Below are 16,819 nucleotides of genomic sequence, written 5' to 3' on the forward strand. Positions count from 1 at the left end.
GCGAAAAAAAAGAAGGGGCCCGAAGGCCCCCGAGGGAGGAGCGGATGTTCTGGGCGGGCCCACCCCCCGACCCGTGCTCCACAGCCTACGCCGCCATCCCTTTCTGGTCAATACCAAAACATCGTTCGATTCGGAAAACCTGGCAAAAAAAGAGCGCCCGCAACCAGCCAGGGTGCGAGCGCCCTTGCAGCAAGCCGCAGACAAACTGCGTTCCCTTCGAGCGTCCCTTTCGGATTCGCCCGAGAGGGAGTGGGATCACGGGACGATCAGGGTGTGACCGGGGCAGTGGTGGAGCACGAAATGGCACACGCTGCCGAACAACACCTCCTTGAGCTCCCCCGTGCCCCTGCGTCCCAGCATCACGAGCTCGAAGGCGTCTTCCCGGTACACGCGGCAGATCGTCCTTCCCGCGGTCCCCTCCTCCACCCGGCTCGTCACCCGAAAGCCGAGGCTGCCCAGCCTCTCGGCCCCCGGGGCCAGCCTCTCTTCCGCCTCCGCGTGCATGGTGCGCAGCGCTTCGTAGCGCGCCTCCGGGGGCAGGTGCTCAAGCCCCGGCCGCTCCGGGTTGACCACGTTGAGCAGGCAGATCTCCAGGCCGTCCCGCGCCTCGGCCAGGGAGGACAGATAGTCCAGGCACCGGCGGCTCGCGTCGGAGCCGTCGACTGCCACCAGCACCCGCACCGGCCCTGCGTCCGGGGCACGCAGCTGGCCATCCTTCTTCACCACAAGAACCGGGACCGGACAATGGTGCACCACGTGGTTGGAGACCGAGCCGAAGAGAATGTCTTGCAGGTCCCCGTGGCCCCTTCTTCCGAGGATGACCAGGTTCACCCGCTCCCTTGCCGCGACGTCGCAGATGATCGGGCCGGGCGCACCCACGAGGAGCCGGGGCTCTGCGTCCACCCCTTCCCGCCGGTAGGCCTCCTTCTCCTTCTTGAGGATCTCCTCCCCGGACCGCTTGGCTCCCTGGCGGATCATCTCCACCTGGAAGTCGGGGATCATCTTGTACTCCAGCCGTTGCAGATCGAGGGCATAGGCGATCTGCACCTTCAGCCCCAAGGGCTCCGCCAGTCGAATGGCGACCCTGGCCGTGTCCCGGCTGTGGGGGGAACCGTCGGTGCAGACGAGGGCACGAAGGGGCATGGCTGCTTTCTCCTGTCATGGGAAGACATCCCGGGGACGGCTCCGTCCCACTAACACGTCTCGCTGGGACTTTCAAGCTCCCGGCTTCGCGGAATCCACCACCCTATCGTGGGGCGGGTTCCGGGAGCCCCGGAGCGTAGCCCCGTGCCGCATCGACCGAACCGCCTCAGCCGCCGGAAACCCGTGGAGCGAGGCGCACCGGTTCCGCGAGGGGCCCCTCCTCCAACTGGCGCGGATTGCGGGGCGGAGCGCAGGTGCTCCCGGAAGCCGCTCGCCACCCAGGTGGCGGATCGCGGCTCGCCACCCCACCGTAAAAGGCAGCGCGGACCGGCTGCTGGCGGCCCGCTACAGCCCGCCGCTCGGATCCAGCCCGACGCCGGCGCCCGCTTCCACGGCGGCAGGGTAGAAGATCTTGGGAAGCCACAGCGTGAAGTCGGGCCAGTAGGTGAGCAGGGCGAGAATCCCGAGCTGGATCAAGATGAACGGCATGACCGACCGCAGGACGAAGACCAGGTCCCGGCGGGAGATCGTCGAGGCGATGTAGAGGCTCACCCCAACCGGAGGCGTCACGTACCCGATGCCCAGGTTCATGGTCATCAGGATGCCGAAGTGCAGCGAGTTGATCTCGAACTTGTGGAGGAGCGGGAGAAGGATCGGCGTGATGATGATGGTGGCTGAGACGATGTCCATGAACATCCCGACCCCCAGGAGGAACAGGTTCACCACCAGGAGGAAGACCCACTGGCTCGCGATGTTCGACGTGACCGCGTTGGCGATGAACTCGGGCAGCCGCTCCACCGTGAGGAACTTTCCAAACACGCTCGACCCCGCGACGATAATGAGCAGGGTGGCCGAAGTCACCGCCGAGGAGACGATGATCTTCTTCGCTTCCCCCAGCGTCATGTCCCGGTGGATGAAGATCTCCACGATGAAGGCGTACACGCACGCCACCACTGCCGCTTCGTTCGCCGTGAAGGCCCCGGAGTAGATGCCGAGAAAGATGATCAGGGGGAGCAGGATGGCCCAGATGCTTTCCCGGATCGCGCCCACGAACTGGGAAAGGGTATAGGGCTTCTGCATGGTCAGGCCGCCCCGGCGAGCGACCACGTAGGAGTAGAAGCAGAAGCTCGCCACGATGAGCAAGCCCGGCGTGTAGCCCGTCATGAACAGGGCCGCCAGGGAGTCGTTGGTGACGGCCGAGTACAGGATCATCGACACGCTGGGGGGGATGATGATGCCCAGGATCGGAGCAGTCGTCATGACCCCGATGGCGTAGCGCTCGTCGTACCCCTCGTGGACGAGGGCCGGGATCATGAAGCCCCCGATGGCCACCACGGTGGCTACGGTAGAGCCCGAAATGGCGCCGAACAACGCGCAGGCAAGGATGCCGGCCATCCCCAGCCCGCCGGGGAAAAATCCCACAAGCGCCTTCGCAAACCCGAGCAACTTCTCCACGATCGACCCGGCGGTCATGATGTTTCCGCACAGGACGAAGAAGAGCACGGCCACGAGCGACGAGTTGTCCATGCTCTTGTAGAACCCCTCCAACAAGAGCATGGCCTGGATGTCGAGCGGCATCATGGCCTGGGCAAAGAATGCCATACCGATGATGCCCGCGAAAAACAGGCTCAGATAGACCGGAACGGTCAGGCCCAGAAGCCCGATGAATATGGCGAGGACGTAAACGATGTCGGCATCCATCTCGTCGTCTCCTCCCTACCGGCTCGCGCGAAAAAATGCCTGTCAATCGTGGATGGACCTGCCGGTGATGTCTTCGACGACGACCTGGATCTGCCGCAGGATCATGAGACCGCCCATGAGGGGCAGGACGCAGTAGAGAATGACCGTGGGGATCTTGAGGATGGTGGTGAGCTGCCCGGTTCTGCTCTGGAGCTCGACCAGCATCATCCCGACGTGGATGGAGAAGACTCCAAACACGAAGACTACCGCGTGGTTGACGAAGTCCAGCGGTTTCTTGAGCCAGGGCAGGAGATTGGGGAGGGCGTCGATCCGGATCAGGGCCCGGTTGCGAACCGCCACGGCACACCCCACGAAGGTCGTGACCATGATGACCTGTCGGACGAACTCCTCGGGCCAGGTCATGGTGTAGGTCATGAGGTAACGGGTGGCCACGTTGAAAAACAGGGCCACCATGGCGGAGAAGACCGTCAGGAACAGGATCCAGTCCTCGATGAAGGACAAGACCTTGTCCACGAGGCGCAGGACGGCTCGAAACATGGCCCGACTCCTCCCTAGCGCCGCCCGCATCCGGCCGGCGCCCTGTAACGGTCTGCAGCGAGAGCACGTGAAAAGGGGGGGCCGGGCTGCCTGGCTCCATCGCCGCGCCCGACCCCCCAAGAAATCCTACTTGTCGTATGCGAGCAGGGTCTTCACCTTGTTCAGGTAGTCGGCGCCGATGCGGCCTTCCCACTCCTTGAACACGACCTCGCCCTGCTTCTTGAGGAGCGCCATGTCCTCAGGCGGCAGCTTCACGAAGGTGATGCCGGCGTCGCGAACCTTTTTGAGCTCGGTCTGCTCCTGTACCACCGAGTTGGCACGGGACTTGGCCGACTCCTCCCGGACGACGTCGATGAGCGCCTGCCGGAGATCGGCGGGGAGACTGTCGAGCCACCGCTTGTTCACCAGGTGGATGAACAGCCCCTGGGCGTAGTTGACCTCCACGAAGTGATCCGCGACCTCGAACTTCTTTGTGAGACTCGAGACCGTGCCCGTGTGGTCGATGGCGTCGATGACGCGGTTCTTGAGGGCGACCTGCACCTCGGGCCAGGGCATGGGGACGATGTTGAGGCCCCAGGCCTTGTAGATGCTCTGGTTGACGTCGGCCTCCGCGATGCGGAACTTGAGGGGCTTGGCGTCGGCAATGGTCTTGACCGGCTTCGTGACGGCCCACCCGTAGGTTCCGTAGGCGGTGATGTCCAGTGCCGTGATGCCGTTGGCCTCGCCCGACTTCAGGAAGTGGTCGTAGATCTCCTTGTCGGCGATGAACTTGTCGAGCTTCTCTGGCGTGTCGATGAGGTACGGGAGGTTCACGATCCCGTAGCGGGGCCCGATCCTGGGGGCCACCACCGAGGAGCACAGCATCCCCTGGATGGCGCCCATGGAAAGCTGGTTGATCACCTCGACCTCACCCCCGAGCATGGAGAGGGGGTAGTAGTCGAAGTAGAGCTGGCCGTTGGTCTTCTCCCAGAGGGCATCGCGGATGCGGAACCCCGCCATGACGCCGTCCAGGGCCGGCGTGGAGACGTTGGAAACCTTCATCACGTACTTCGCGCCCGAGGGGTCGAAGGCGGGCTTCCATGCCTCCCGCGGGTCCTTTCGCTCCTGGGCCCCCGCCGCGCCCACCAGACCTGCTACCACGAGAACCGCCGCCAGGGACACCATGGTCTTCCACCGTTTCATGTGCACTTCTCCTTTCGTGGGTTGCGCCGAACCGCCGCGTTGCCTGCCCCCTACACCGAATAGAACGACGTTCGCAACCTACCACACGTTTGATAGCCAATCCAAGCGAAAAAGCGCATCGCGAGGCTCTTGCGCGGCCAGTTGCATCCCTGTCAAAACGCCGGTCTAGGTGAAGAACCGGCAAGAAGCGGGCCTCAGGCCCCCGCTTCCCGCCCCAGCCGAAACGCTTCGCGGTTGATCTCGAGGACCTTGGGGGGCACGCTCTCGGCTACCGCCCGCTCCCAGACCTCCAGGGGAAATTCCAGATGCCGGGAGAGAGCACCCGCCATGACGGCGTTGGCCGCACGGATGTCCCCCGCCTTCTGGGCCAGGTCGCTGGCTGGGATCATGCGCTTGCGGCAAGGAAACTGCGCGAGCTGCTGCTCCAGGTCCTCCGGATACTCCGCGAGGCCCGCGGCCACGGTGGACGGATTGACCCGGTAGGTATTGTAGAGGAGCAGGCCCGAGGGGCGCACCCAGTGGGCGTTGCGGGCCGCCTCCAGGGGCTCGAAGCCCACCAGGAAGTCGCACTGGCCCATGGGTACCAGGGGTGAGTACACCTTCTCCCCGATGCGCATGTGGGAGACCACCGCGCCGCCCCGTTGGGCCATGCCGTGCACCTCTCCGCCCTTCACGTCGAGCCCCTGCCGCAGCGCAGCCTTGGCCAGGATCGTGCTCGCCAACAGCACGCCCTGCCCCCCCACCCCGCAGAGCAAGAAATTGATCGTATTCATGGAGTCCTCCCTCTATGCCTGCTGGATGGCGTCGAACTTACAGACCTGAGAACACACGGTGCAGCCCGTACAGAAGTTCGGGTCGATGGATGCCTTGCGCTCGTCGCCCTGCCCCTGCATCGAGAGCGCGATACAGCTCACCTGGAGGCACTGCTTGCAGGCGGTGCACGCTTCCGGATCCACTTTCATCGGGCGGTCCTTGATCCGATAGTTGAGCACGCAGGGGTCCTTGGTGATGACCACCGAGGGCTCGGGCTTGGAGAGCTCCTCCTTGAGCACGGTCTCCACCTGCTTGAGGTCGTAGGCGTTCACCACCCGCACGTTGGCGGGCTTCACACCCAGGGTGAGCACCAGCTTCTCGATGTCGATCTGGGGCGCTTCTGCCCCCATCAGGGTCTGCCCCGTGCCCGGCGTCTGCTGGCCGCCGGTCATGGCGGTGATCCGGTTGTCCTGGATCATCACCACCGAGTTGCCCCCGTTCCAGATCATGTCGATGAGGCCCGTGATGCCGGAGTGGAAGAAGGTGGAGTCGCCGATCACGGCCACGGTGCGGTTGAGGGGGTCGGTGGAGCCGGCCATCACCTTGGAGATGCCGTGGGCCATGGTGATGGACCCGCCCATGCACAGGCAGGCGTGCATGGCGTTGAAGGGCGGCAGCGCCCCCAGGGTGTAGCACCCGATGTCACCCGAGACGAAGACCTTGAGCTTCTTCAGCACGTGGAAGACGCCCCGGTGGGAGCAGCCCGGGCACATGACGGGGGGCCTGGTGGGGAGCCCCGCGGCTGCCGCGGGCACCGCGGTCTTGACGCCTGCGAGCTTCTCCAGGACCACGCCGGGCTCCAGCTCCCCCACGATGGGGAAGAGGTCCTTGCCGTGGGAGACCTCGACGCCCAGCAGGCGCACCTGTTCCTCCAGGAAGGGGTCGAGCTCCTCCACGACCACCACCCGGTCCACGTGCTGCGCGAAATCCCGAATCAGCGCCTCGGGGAGCGGATAGGTCAGGCCAAGCTTGAGGAAGCTCGCGCCCGGCACGGCTTCCTTGGCATAGGCGTAGGAGATGCCGGAGGTGATGATCCCAAGCGAGGTATCGCCCATCTCCACCCGGTTGAGCGGACTCGTGACCCCGTACTCCTTGAGCTTCGCGAGCTTCTCCTCGATGACGGGGTGCTTGGGACGCGCAAACCCGGGAAGCATGGTGTACTTCTTCACGTCGCGGGGAAGATCCGTCGGCTTGGGCCGCTCCTCCCGGCTCCCAACCTCCACGACTCCCTTGGAGTGGTTGATCCGGGTGGTCGTCCGGAAGAGCACCGGCGTGTCGAACTGCTCCGAGATCTCGAAGGCTGCCTTGAGGAAGTCCTTCGCCTCCTGGGAGTCGGAGGGCTCGAGCATGGGGATCTTCGAGAACTTGGCGTAGTTGCGGTTGTCCTGCTCGTTCTGGCTCGAGTGGAGATACGGATCGTCGGCGCTCACCAGCACCAGCCCGCCCCGGATGCCCGTGTACACCGCGGTAAAGAGCGGGTCTGCGGCCACGTTCACGCCCACGTGCTTCATGCAGGCCAGGGACCGGGCCCCCGCGATGGCCGCGCCCACCGCGACCTCGAGGGCGGTCTTCTCGTTGGGGGACCACTGGCAGTAGATGTCCTTGCTGTAGTCCGCCTTGATGTTCTGGAGAATCTCGGTGGAGGGCGTGCCCGGGTAGGCGGCGGCAAACGTCACCCCGGCCTCCCAAGCGCCCCTGGCGATGGCTTCATTGCCCAGCAGTACTTCCTTCATCGTGGCTCCTCGTATCGCGTGTAAGGCGGCGTGAGGCGAGGCTCGATCCCCGCCGCGCCGCGGTCCTGGACGTCCCGGGACTCTCTACCCGACCCGCACCACCAGGGCAGCACCCGTGTCGCCGGCTGCGCACCCGGTGAAGAGACCATACCCGCCCCCCTTCTCGGCGAGCTCCTCGATGAGCTCGATCACGCACCGGGCGGCAGTCGGGCCCTGGGGGTGACCGAAGACCAACGGGCTCCCGTAGTTATTGGCCGCGTTCACGTCCACCCCGAGTTCCTTGGCGAAGTAGAGGTCGTTGATGACAAACGGGTTATGGGTCTTGACGGCCTTCATGTCGCCGATCCCCTTCCCTGCCTTCTCCAGGGCCATGGCGGCCGCCGGCACGGGAGCCCGGGGCATGAAGCCCTTCTGGGTGCGGGCGTAACCGTACGACACGAGTTGCACCTCCACGTTGGGGTCGGCCGAGAGGGCCCGAGCCCGCTCCCGCGTGGCCACGATGACGGCCGCGTTGCCGTCGGCCGGGTGGGTCTGGGCGCCGAAGCTGTGCACCCCGCCGGGGAGGACGGGGCCGAGGCCCGCCAGAACTTCCCGGGTGGTGGGCGTGATCCCCTCGTCCTGCTCCAGGAGCACGCTCTTCTTCTTGCTGAGCCGCACCTCGGCCGGAAACATGTAGCGCTTCTGGAAGGCCCGGTCGTTCTTGAGGGCGTCGCCGTACTGCTCATAGCGGCGGGCCGCCACGTCGTCCACCTGCTCCTTCGTGACCCCGATCTCCCGGGCCACGTTCTCGCCGGTCTGGATCATGGCGTTCTTGGCGAAGGGATCGTGGTTGAAGTTGTCCATGAGCCAGTTCTCGTGGAGCACCTCGCCCCCGGGGCCGTTGGGGTTGGGCCACACCACGTGGGGACCGTTGGAGGTGCGGTCCGCCGCCAGGTGCAGCACGCTGCCGAACATGCCGTTTTCCACCCCCGCCGCGGCGTAGTAGAGGCAGGTCGTGGCCGTGGAGCAGGCCTGGCTCACGTTGCACCCGGGCATCCCCTCGGCGCCCAGGAGGGCCGCCACCCAGGGCGCCCCGTAGAACGCCTGCTTCTGGTGGATCGTGTAGCCCAGGTAGAGGTAGTCGAAGCTCTTGGGGTCGATCTGCCGCTGGGCCATCCATCGGGAGGCCGTGGCCGCACCCAGCACCAGGGAGTGCTCGTTGGCCAGCGTCATCTGCCACTTGGAAAACGGGGTGGTGTAGTAGCCTCGGAACGGGATGTAGGCGTTTCGGAACATGGGGCCTCCTTGTGAGAGAGCGGCGGTTGGAGATTTGCTATTCGCTAAGGATCCTGACACTCGCGTATGTCTTCGCGGCCAAGGCCTCTCCTACGGAGGACGGGCCACGCGCAACGTGCAACCCGCTACTTCTTCACTTCCCGATCCCTGAGCTCCCGCTTGAGAATCTTGCCGGTGGGGTTCTTGGGAAGCTCTTCCAGGAACTCCACGATCCGCGGGGCCTTGTAGTCGGCCAGGCGGGCCTTGCAGTGGGCGATGAGCTCCTCGGCGGTGGTCTTGCCGGGCTGTCGAAGCGCCACCAGGGCCTTGACGCTCTCACCGAACACCGGATGGGGCACGCCGATTACGGCGCACTCGCGCACGTTGGGGTGGGCGTAGAGCACCTCCTCCACCTCCCGAGGCCACACCTTGAGGCCCGCCGAGTCGATCATGTCCTTCAGGCGGTCCACGATGAAGACGTACCCCTCCTCGTCCATGTACCCGATGTCGCCCGACCGCAGCCATCCGTCCACCACCGCCTCGGCCGTTGCCTCGGGCTTGCGGTAGTACTCTTTCATGACGTTGGGCCCCTTGATCCAGATCTCCCCCAGGCCCTTCCGGGGAACTTCGTCGCCCTCGGGGTCGGCGATCCGAATCTCCACGTTCATCACGGCCGTCCCCACCGAGCCCTCTTTGTGGCGGAACTCGTGGTTGTACGTGGAAAACGGCGTGGTCTCGGTGAGCCCGTAGCCCTCCACCACCGTGAGGCCGAAGCGCTCCTTCCATCGGCGGGCGACCTCCCCGGGCATGGAGGACGCGGCCGAGAAGCTGTAGCGCACCGTCTGCATCGCCGCGTCGGCCCGGGGATCGTTGAGCACCATGATGTAGATGGCGGGCACCGCGTACCACCGGGTGATCCGGTCGCGCTGGAGACTCTCCAGGATCGCGTCGAGCTCGAACTTCTTGTGAAGGACCAGGGTGCAGGCGGCCTGAACCACCGAGTTGAAAATGAAGTTCTGGGCAAACGAGTGATAGATCGGGAGGAAGCAGATGGCCCGGTCCTCGGTGCGCATGTCGCACATATACTTGGTGGCGTTGGTGTTGGACACCACGTTGCCGTGGGTGAGCACGACCCCCTTGGGCTTGCCGGTGGTTCCCGAGGTGTAGATGATCGCCGCCCCGTCGTCGCGGTCGGTGTACACCGTGGGGAGGTCCGGCGAGCCCGACGCCAGGAGCTCGGCCCACTGCCGGTCGCCGCTCACGCCGTCCACGCTCACCACGGTGCGCACGGCGGGGATGCGGTCCCGGGCCGGGACCTGGGGGAGGAGCCCCTCCTCGGTCACCAGCAACACCCCCTCGCTGTCGTTGACCATGTAGGCCACTTCGTCGGCCTTGCTCATGCTCGAGATCGAGACGCACACGGCCCCGATCTTCTGACATGCGTAGTAGGCGAGGATGAACTCCGGGCAATTGGTGAGGAACACGCAGACCTTGTCGCCGCGGTTCACCCCGAGGGACCGCAGGGCGTTGCCGAGACGGCACGCTTCCTCCCAGAACCGCCGGTAGGTCCAGACCTGTCCGCCATGGACGATGGCTTCGTTGTCGGGGAAGAAGAGCCGGTTTCGATCCAGGGCGTCGGCGATGTTCATGCGGGTTGCTCCTGTCGCGCAAAGGAGGCCCCGGAACGGCGGTGACTTTTCGCCGGGGCCCATTCAAGAAATTACCGCCCCTCCAACGAGGGGAACCGCTGTCTTGCTGCCATATCCGAGAGACGGGGGGGAGTCTACCAACCGCCCGGTAGTTTGTGCAAGTCCGGGGCCAAGACGCGCCACGGGGGCCCCGAAGGGCCCCCGCGGCATGCGGTGGGAACGACACTCGCGGGTCTTCCCGCGGCGGGCGCTCCTCAGCGGTTGGCGGTCTGCCCCAGGGCGATGCCCGCGATGATCGTCTTCTGGATGTTGGAGGTGCCCTCCACCACCTGGTAGGACTTGGCGTCCCGGAAGTACCGCTCGATGGGATACTCCGTGGAGAATCCCCAGGAGCCGTAGATCTTCATCACCTCGTTGGTGGCGTGGACCGCCGCTTCGGCGGCGTAGTACTTGGCGATGGAGGTCTCGAGCTGGTTGGGCTTGCCCTGGTCCTTGAGGTAGGCCGCCCGGTACACCAGGAGCTGGGCGGCGTGGTGCTCGCACACGAGCTCGGCGATGGAGGCCTGGATCATCTGGTACGTGCCGATGGCCTTGCCGAACTGCGTGCGCTCGTTGGCGTACTGGATGCCCAGATCGATGGCCCCGCCGGCGCACCCCAGGGCTCCCGCAGCGCATCCCAGCCGGGTGTTGTTGAGCTGCCACATGCAGATCTTGAAGCCGTCCCCCACCTCCCCGAGAACCGCGTCCTTGGGCACCCGGGCGTCGTCGAAGAGGACCTCGCCGGTGGGCGCACCGTGGAGGCCGAGCTTCGTCTCGATGGCCCGGGTGGTGACCCCCTCGGTCTTCTTCAGGTCGACGAGGAAGCAGGTCATGCCCTTGTACTTGGCGGCCCGGTCCGTGTAGGCATACACGAGACCCACGTCGCCCACGTGGGCGTTGGAGATCCAGGTCTTCTGCCCGTTGAGGATCCAGCAGTCCCCCGCGTCCCGCGCATTGGTCTTCATGCCCGCCACGTCGGAGCCGCTATTGGGCTCGGTGATGGCGAAGTAGCCGATGTTCTCGCCGCTCACCCACCCCGGAATGAGCCGTTCCTTCTGCTCCTCGGTCCCGAACTGCTGCACCGTGAGCGCGGGCCCCAGGTTCTGCATGTTGAACGGAAGCCGCCACGACGGGCTCACCTTGGCGATCTCCTCCGCCAGGAGCGCGCTCTCCAGCAGGCCCATTCCGTTTCCGCCGTACTTCTCGTCGATGCCGCACCCGAAGAAGCCAAGGTCCCCCATCTTCTTCACGCGCTCCAGCGAGAAGCTGTGTACCGCCTCCTCCGCCTCCACGTTCGGCTTGATCTCGTTTTCTGCAAACCGCCTCGCCTGCTCCTGCACCATGCGCTGTTCGGGGGTGAGTTCGAATACCATCGGCCGTCCCTCCTTCGGTGGCTGCTGGCCGGCTTCGGGGCCGGCGTCTCGTCGCGGTCGGGGCAGCCCAAATGCAACATCGGGGCCCCGCCGGAAAAACCCGTCCGGGCGCGCCGCCGCGCCGCCGCCCGCCGGAGACTGCTGGCCAGTGCCAACACATACCGCCGGAAAGGCCCAGAAGCCCGATGTTGTCCCGGCACTACATGTCGCGCTCCCTCTACGCCCCCCCTTCCCCTCCCACGCCGATCCCGTAGCGCGCCATCTTCTCGTAGAGCGTGGTGCGGTGAATGCCCAGGAGCTTGCAGGCCCGGCTCTTGTTGTTTCCCGTCAGGGCCAGCACCCGACGAATGGCTCGGCGCTCGGCCTCGGCCACCGCCTCGCTGAGCAGGGTGGGCGGCGCAGCCCCGGCGGCCCCCTGCGCGGCGTCGGTGAGGAGGGCGGCGGGCAGGTCCTCCAGCCGGATCTTGGGCCCCTTGGCGTTCCACGCCACCCGCTCCACCACGTTTTGGAGCTCCCGCACGTTCCCCGGCCAGCGGTAGGCCTGGAGCGCCCGCATCGCCGGGGGCTCGACCTCCACCCGGCCGGCATAGTCGAACCGCGTGTCGAGGAAGTGGCGCACATAGAGGGGGATGTCTTCCGGGTGCTCCCTCAAGGGGGGGACCCGCAGGAAGAGTTTGTTCAGACGAAAGTACAAGTCGATCCGGAAGCGACCCTGTTCGGTGAGCTCCTTGAGGTCTTCGTTGCTCGCCGCGATGAGCCGGAAGTCCACGTAGCGGATCATGGTACCGCCGACCCGCTCCACTTCCTTTTCCTGGAGCACCCGCAGGAGCTTGGCCTGAATGTCGAGAGGGAGGGACCCGATCTCGTCCAGCAGGATCGTTCCCCCATGGGCCTGCTCGAACTTCCCCACCCGGCCCTTGCGGTCCGCCCCGGAAAACGACCCCGGCTCGTAGCCGAAGAGCTCCGACTCGGCGAGCTCCCGGGGGATGGCCGCACAGTTGAGGCGCACGAAGGGGCCGGCGCCGCGGGGGCTCGCGTTGTGGATCGCGTGGGCAAAGAGCTCCTTGCCCGTGCCGGTCTCCCCCACGAGGAGGACGTCGGCCTCGGAGCGCGCCGCCTTGCGGGCCAGAACGAGCGCTTCGGCCAGCCGCTCGCCGGAGCCCAGGATGTGGTCGAACGTGTACCGGTTCTGCTGGGGCATGGCCCTAAGCTTCTTCTCGTAGGCCGCGACCCGGTCCTCCAGCACCCGCACCATGCGGGTGAGCTTCGAGACCTCCTCCAGGTCCCGAAACATGATGCTCCCCATGGCCCCGATCACCCGGCCGTCCTTGCGGATGGGGATGCGAACGACCACCTTGGTCTTCCCCTGGATCTCCTGCAGGTCCGCCACCTCGGCCCGGCCCGTCTTGCTGACCACGTGAAGCCGGCTCGACGGCACGAGCTCCTGGATCGGCCGCCCCTTGGCGCCGCCCCGAGGCAGCCCGAGGAAGCGCTCGTTCTCCCGGTTCATGTAGACGACCCGGCCTTCCCGGTCCACCACGATGAGCCCCTCGTAGCGGTTGTCCAGAAGGGTCCGCAGGGCCTCCTCGGTCTCTTCCGTTATGCCGTAGGGGCCGAAGGCCTCTTCGAGGACGACGCGGACGCGGTCGAAGTCGGTCATGGACGAGATCCCCTCTCCCCCTCTGCCGGTGGCAACCCGCTAGCTACCACGGGCCGGCGCGCCCCGTAAAGCCCAGGATCCACCACCAAATCTTTGGGGCGGGGTCCGGGAGTCCTGGAGCGCAGCCCCGTGCCGCCTCGGCCGCCCCGCGGCAGAGAGGCCGAAACTGGGGAGGCTCGGCGCGCCGGCTCCGTCGGCGACGCTGCCTTCGAACATCGCGGATTACGGGGCGGAGCGCAAGGGCTCCCCGGACCCGGCTCACCACCCAGGTGGTGGATCGAGGTCAAGCAGCGCTGACGTACGATCGATGGGCGTGAGAATCGGGGCGGGGTCGCGAGGGCGAGGGGAATCTCTTTGTCGCGCAGCCGGGGGCAGACAGGAGAGGCGGTTTTTGAGAGGATAGCGTGGTTTCCGAGTGTTTTGAATGCGGAGCACGCGATGCCAAGTGGCGGGTATGGGCGAGTTCAGCAGGCGGGCCGGGAGGTGAGCACGGAGGAAGTCGAGCTCATCCGGGAGACGCGGCCGCAGCGGCTGAAAAATCTCGGCCGGGTGGTGAACAACACGAGATTTCTCGTGTTTCCGTGGGTGGAGGTGGCGCACCTGGCGAGCCACATCTTGGGGCAAATGGCCCGCCGGGTAGCAGCACTGGTGGTTGCGTTTCTCCCTTGCATCGCTTCCAAAGATGGCGTAGCCTTCCTGTCGTAGAGTCGGGCGGGGGGAGATTCGGCTCGGGTGGCAGGATCGGTATGCAGTCTCTAAGAGGGAGAGGCGACCGTCGCCCCTCCCTTTTTAGGTTTTTGGCGCCTTGAGGCGCCGCAGCAGCAACTTGGATGGATCGGTTCCGGTGTCGGGCTTTGCTCTTCACTCTGGTTTCTCTGACCATCGCAGTTGCACCAACGTGGGATGAGAAGTCCCAGAAGAAGGAGAAGCATCATGGCAAAGGGAACTGTGAAGTGGTTCAACGATCAGAAGGGCTTCGGCTTCATCACCCCGGAGAACGGGGGGGCCGATCTCTTCGTGCACTTCAGCGCCATCCAGGGCCAGGGGTTCAAGACCCTCACTGAGGGGCAGACGGTGGAGTTCGACGCCACCCAGGGGCAGAAGGGCCCCCAGGCCTCGAACGTACGCCCCACCTGACCACGGTCTCTTCCGGAAAAGCGAATCGGGCCCCGCGGGGGGCCCGATTCTTTTTTGGGAAACACGACCGCGCGGCCGCGGCTGCTCCGATCCTACGCGTTCACCGCAGCGCGAACCTCCTCCAGGGCGAACAGCTCGTCGAAGATCTCCCGTACGGTGGAGATCCGGTCCGACCTCCAGGCATTGCTGCCGCAAAAGACCAGCCCGCGCTCCACGTCGCCCCGCTGGGCGCGGTCCAGCGCCCGGGCGATGCAAAAGCGTTCCCCCTCGTCGCGGTAGGCGCACTTGCGCAGGCAACCCACGGGGCAGCGCAGATCGTCTTCCAGGTCTCCCTGGCGGATGCCGGCCACGTTGCCCACGAGCGCCCGGCCCGGCAGCCCCGCGGGGCTCATGACGAGCCCGATGTCCTCCCGGCGGCTCGCCAGATAGGCCTGCTTGAACGCGTCGGCGGCGTCGCACTCCTCGGTGCATACGAACCGCGTGGCCATCTGCACGCCGTCCGCCCCCTGCTCCAGGGCGCGCAAGAGGTCGTCCCGGTCCCAGATCCCGCCCGCGGCGATCACCGGCACCTCGGCGCCGAACGCCTCCCGGAACAGGGCCTTCACCCCCCGCACGGTGGCGTACTGGTCGTAGGTGCCGGTGCCGATGTTCTCGAGCTTCTCCCCCAGGTGCCCCCCGGCGGTATCCGGATCCTCCACCACCACCGCGTCGGGCAGGCGAGCGTATCCCTTGTTCCACTTGCGGGCGATGAGCTCGGCCGCCCGCACCGAGGAGACGATGGGCACCAGGGCCACCTCGGGGAAGTCGGCCGTGAGCCCCGGGAGGCCCAGGGGCAGCCCCGCACCGCTCACGATCACCTTGGCGCCGCCCTCGCAGGAGGCCCGCACCAGATCTTCGTAGTCGGACAGGGCAACCATGCAGTTGGTGCCCACCACGCCGTCGGGGGCAATCGCGTAGGCCTTGCGGAGCTCGTCCTTGAGCGCCGCCACGTCGGCGCTGCGCAGCCCTCGGCCGGTGAAGTGGGGGCTATTGAGCCCCAGGGCCGCCGTGGCCACGACCCCGACTCCGCCGCACCGGGCCACGTGCCCGGCCAGATTCCCGGCCGAGATGCGCACGCCCATGCCGCCCTGGATCAGGGGGTGGTCCGCGATGTGCCGTCCGATGGCCAGGGGTCGCGCTGCTTCCATGGAGGGTCCTCCGTCGATGGTCTGCCGAGACGTTTCATGGTATCAAAGGTGCGGGGAAGCCAATGTAATAGTTGTGTAAAACCTTCCTCTCCAGCCCGGAGGAATCCGTGTCGCGCCTTCGCGCCCTGCTCTCCCCCATCGCGGTCTTCGTCGGCGTCCAGCTCGCCTGGGTACTGGCGGTGGTGTTCTGGATCTACGGCAGCCTGCGCAGCCAACGCCGCTTGCGGGAGCTCGCCGAGGTCTATGGCCCAGAGCTTCCCCAGCACCCCGTGGACTGGCTGATCCTGGCCGAGGGGCTGCTGCTCCTGGTGGTCATCCTGGTCGGCGTCTACGTGATCTTCCTGTACTGGAGGCGGCAGGCGGCGCTCTACCGCGAGCAGAAGCGCCTGCTCTCCCAGGTGACCCACGAGCTCAAGTCGCCCCTGGCGTCGCTGCGCCTCTATCTGGAGACGATCCGGCTGCGGCGCCCCGACCCCGAGCAGCTCGACTCCTTCGTGGAAACCATGCTGGAAGACACCGAGCGCCTCAACCGGCTCACCACCCACCTCTTGCAGGCCAACCGCCTGGAGCATCGGGGCCTCAAGCTCGCCCTGCGCTCCGGCGACCTCTCCGCGTTCGTCGAGCAGTACTTTCGGGAGCGCCTCCAAGATCTCCCCGAAAACGGCTCGCTGGAGGTGCGGGTCGAACCGGGGCTGCGCGCGCGCTTCGAGGCCGAGTCGCTCGGCATGGCCCTTCGCAACATCTTCGAGAATGCAGTCCTTTACTCCGACGGCTCGCCCCGGCTTGCGGTGGTGCTGGAGGGAACAGAGCGCGCGTGCCGCCTCTCCCTTGCCGATCAGGGCCGGGGCCTGGAGCCCCGAGAGCTCAAGAAGGTGTTTCGCATGTTCTATCGGGTGCGCCGCGGCAGCGAGGAAGTCTCGGGGTCCGGGCTGGGACTGTTCCTCGCCCGGATGGTCGTGCTGCGCCACAAGGGCAGGATCTGGATGCAGAGCCCGGGCCCCGGCCGGGGCACCACCGTCCACCTGGAGCTCCCGCGCCTGCGGGAGGAACCCACCCCTGCGGAGGCCCCGTGAGTGCAATGAAGATCCTCGTGGTGGAAGACGAGCCCCACATCGCCCGAGGGCTCGCCTTCAACCTGGAGCAGGAGGGGTACCGGGTGCTGGTGGCCGCGTCGGGGGAGGAGGCCCTGCGCCTGCTGCCGGAACACCCGTTCTCCCTGGTGGTACTCGACCTCATGCTCCCGGGCCTGGGGGGGCTCGAGGTCTGCCGGCGCATCCGCGCGCTGGACCCGCGCCTCCCCGTCCTGATGCTCACGGCGCTCTCGTCGGAGGCCGACCGTGTGGAGGGCCTACGGCACGGCGCAGACGACTACCTCACCAAGCCCTTCAGTCTCGCGGAGTTCCTCCTGCGG

At 66.3% G+C, this 16,819-nt stretch carries 15 protein-coding genes; 4 read left to right on the forward strand and 11 right to left on the reverse strand.

Features of this window, described 5'->3' with window-relative positions; genetic code table 11:
- Positions 1-255 precede the first annotated feature (255 nt).
- The 10 genes from AB1578_07470 to AB1578_07515 form a co-directional block, all read right to left on the reverse strand.
- Positions 256-1,143 carry a universal stress protein gene (locus tag AB1578_07470; GenBank protein ID MEW6487737.1) on the reverse strand — a complete coding sequence of 296 codons (888 nt, stop codon included), beginning with the start codon at positions 1,141-1,143 and terminating at the stop codon, positions 256-258.
- Positions 1,144-1,488: 345 nt separating this feature from the next.
- Entirely contained in the window at positions 1,489-2,844 is a 1,356-nt protein-coding gene (locus tag AB1578_07475) for a TRAP transporter large permease (GenBank protein MEW6487738.1), read from the reverse strand.
- Between the two features lie 42 nt (positions 2,845-2,886).
- On the reverse strand, positions 2,887-3,381 hold the full coding sequence (locus AB1578_07480; protein MEW6487739.1) for a TRAP transporter small permease: 495 nt from the start codon (positions 3,379-3,381) through the stop codon (positions 2,887-2,889).
- A 126-nt stretch (positions 3,382-3,507) separates the two neighbouring features.
- On the reverse strand, positions 3,508-4,563 hold the full coding sequence (locus AB1578_07485) for a TRAP transporter substrate-binding protein (protein ID MEW6487740.1): 1,056 nt from the start codon (positions 4,561-4,563) through the stop codon (positions 3,508-3,510).
- A 194-nt stretch (positions 4,564-4,757) separates the two neighbouring features.
- Positions 4,758-5,336 (reverse strand): indolepyruvate oxidoreductase subunit beta, encoded by a 579-nt coding sequence (locus AB1578_07490; protein ID MEW6487741.1) that lies wholly within the window; start codon positions 5,334-5,336, stop codon positions 4,758-4,760.
- A 12-nt stretch (positions 5,337-5,348) separates the two neighbouring features.
- Entirely contained in the window at positions 5,349-7,109 is a 1,761-nt protein-coding gene (gene iorA / locus AB1578_07495) for an indolepyruvate ferredoxin oxidoreductase subunit alpha (GenBank protein ID MEW6487742.1), read from the reverse strand.
- Positions 7,110-7,193: 84 nt separating this feature from the next.
- Positions 7,194-8,384, reverse strand: a complete 1,191-nt coding sequence (locus AB1578_07500; protein ID MEW6487743.1) for a thiolase family protein — start codon at positions 8,382-8,384, stop codon at positions 7,194-7,196.
- A 125-nt stretch (positions 8,385-8,509) separates the two neighbouring features.
- On the reverse strand, positions 8,510-10,012 hold the full coding sequence (locus AB1578_07505; protein ID MEW6487744.1) for a long-chain fatty acid--CoA ligase: 1,503 nt from the start codon (positions 10,010-10,012) through the stop codon (positions 8,510-8,512).
- Positions 10,013-10,266: 254 nt separating this feature from the next.
- Positions 10,267-11,424, reverse strand: a complete 1,158-nt coding sequence (locus tag AB1578_07510) for an acyl-CoA dehydrogenase family protein (GenBank protein ID MEW6487745.1) — start codon at positions 11,422-11,424, stop codon at positions 10,267-10,269.
- Positions 11,425-11,641: 217 nt separating this feature from the next.
- Complete coding sequence (locus AB1578_07515; GenBank protein MEW6487746.1) at positions 11,642-13,084, reverse strand: sigma 54-interacting transcriptional regulator; 1,443 nt, start codon at positions 13,082-13,084, stop codon at positions 11,642-11,644.
- A gap of 483 nt (positions 13,085-13,567) precedes the next feature.
- On the opposite strand from AB1578_07515, the gene AB1578_07520 reads away from it, so the two are divergent.
- Entirely contained in the window at positions 13,568-13,789 is a 222-nt protein-coding gene (locus AB1578_07520; GenBank protein ID MEW6487747.1) for a hypothetical protein, read from the forward strand.
- 228 nt (positions 13,790-14,017) lie between these two features.
- Positions 14,018-14,221 carry a cold-shock protein gene (locus AB1578_07525; protein ID MEW6487748.1) on the forward strand — a complete coding sequence of 68 codons (204 nt, stop codon included), beginning with the start codon at positions 14,018-14,020 and terminating at the stop codon, positions 14,219-14,221.
- Positions 14,222-14,313: 92 nt separating this feature from the next.
- Here AB1578_07525 and AB1578_07530 read toward each other — a convergent pair whose 3' ends face one another.
- Positions 14,314-15,408, reverse strand: a complete 1,095-nt coding sequence (locus AB1578_07530) for a nitronate monooxygenase family protein (protein ID MEW6487749.1) — start codon at positions 15,406-15,408, stop codon at positions 14,314-14,316.
- A 107-nt stretch (positions 15,409-15,515) separates the two neighbouring features.
- Between AB1578_07530 and AB1578_07535 the strand changes: the two genes are divergently transcribed.
- Together AB1578_07535 and AB1578_07540 are read left to right on the forward strand one after the other, a co-directional pair.
- Positions 15,516-16,481: a HAMP domain-containing sensor histidine kinase gene (locus AB1578_07535; protein MEW6487750.1), complete on the forward strand. Its 966-nt coding sequence runs from the start codon at positions 15,516-15,518 to the stop codon at positions 16,479-16,481.
- 5 nt (positions 16,482-16,486) lie between these two features.
- Positions 16,487-16,819: response regulator (locus tag AB1578_07540; GenBank protein MEW6487751.1), on the forward strand; the 333-nt coding region annotated here is incomplete at its 3' end.

This window comes from Thermodesulfobacteriota bacterium (assembly GCA_040756475.1).
Lineage (GTDB): Bacteria > Desulfobacterota > Deferrisomatia > Deferrisomatales > JACRMM01 > JBFLZB01.

What these genes read in the sequence shown, in the direction of transcription:
- AB1578_07525 (MEW6487748.1), top strand. Translation starts at nt 14,018, where the DNA reads ATGGCAAAGGGAACTGTGAAGTGGTTCAACGATCAGAAGGGCTTCGGC.
- AB1578_07475 (MEW6487738.1), bottom strand. Translation starts at nt 2,844, where the DNA reads ATGGATGCCGACATCGTTTACGTCCTCGCCATATTCATCGGGCTTCTG.
- AB1578_07485 (MEW6487740.1), bottom strand. Translation starts at nt 4,563, where the DNA reads ATGAAACGGTGGAAGACCATGGTGTCCCTGGCGGCGGTTCTCGTGGTA.
- AB1578_07480 (MEW6487739.1), bottom strand. Translation starts at nt 3,381, where the DNA reads ATGTTTCGAGCCGTCCTGCGCCTCGTGGACAAGGTCTTGTCCTTCATC.
- AB1578_07500 (MEW6487743.1), bottom strand. Translation starts at nt 8,384, where the DNA reads ATGTTCCGAAACGCCTACATCCCGTTCCGAGGCTACTACACCACCCCG.
- AB1578_07515 (MEW6487746.1), bottom strand. Translation starts at nt 13,084, where the DNA reads ATGACCGACTTCGACCGCGTCCGCGTCGTCCTCGAAGAGGCCTTCGGC.
- AB1578_07490 (MEW6487741.1), bottom strand. Translation starts at nt 5,336, where the DNA reads ATGAATACGATCAATTTCTTGCTCTGCGGGGTGGGGGGGCAGGGCGTG.
- AB1578_07530 (MEW6487749.1), bottom strand. Translation starts at nt 15,408, where the DNA reads ATGGAAGCAGCGCGACCCCTGGCCATCGGACGGCACATCGCGGACCAC.
- iorA (MEW6487742.1), bottom strand. Translation starts at nt 7,109, where the DNA reads ATGAAGGAAGTACTGCTGGGCAATGAAGCCATCGCCAGGGGCGCTTGG.
- AB1578_07505 (MEW6487744.1), bottom strand. Translation starts at nt 10,012, where the DNA reads ATGAACATCGCCGACGCCCTGGATCGAAACCGGCTCTTCTTCCCCGAC.
- AB1578_07470 (MEW6487737.1), bottom strand. Translation starts at nt 1,143, where the DNA reads ATGCCCCTTCGTGCCCTCGTCTGCACCGACGGTTCCCCCCACAGCCGG.
- AB1578_07510 (MEW6487745.1), bottom strand. Translation starts at nt 11,424, where the DNA reads ATGGTATTCGAACTCACCCCCGAACAGCGCATGGTGCAGGAGCAGGCG.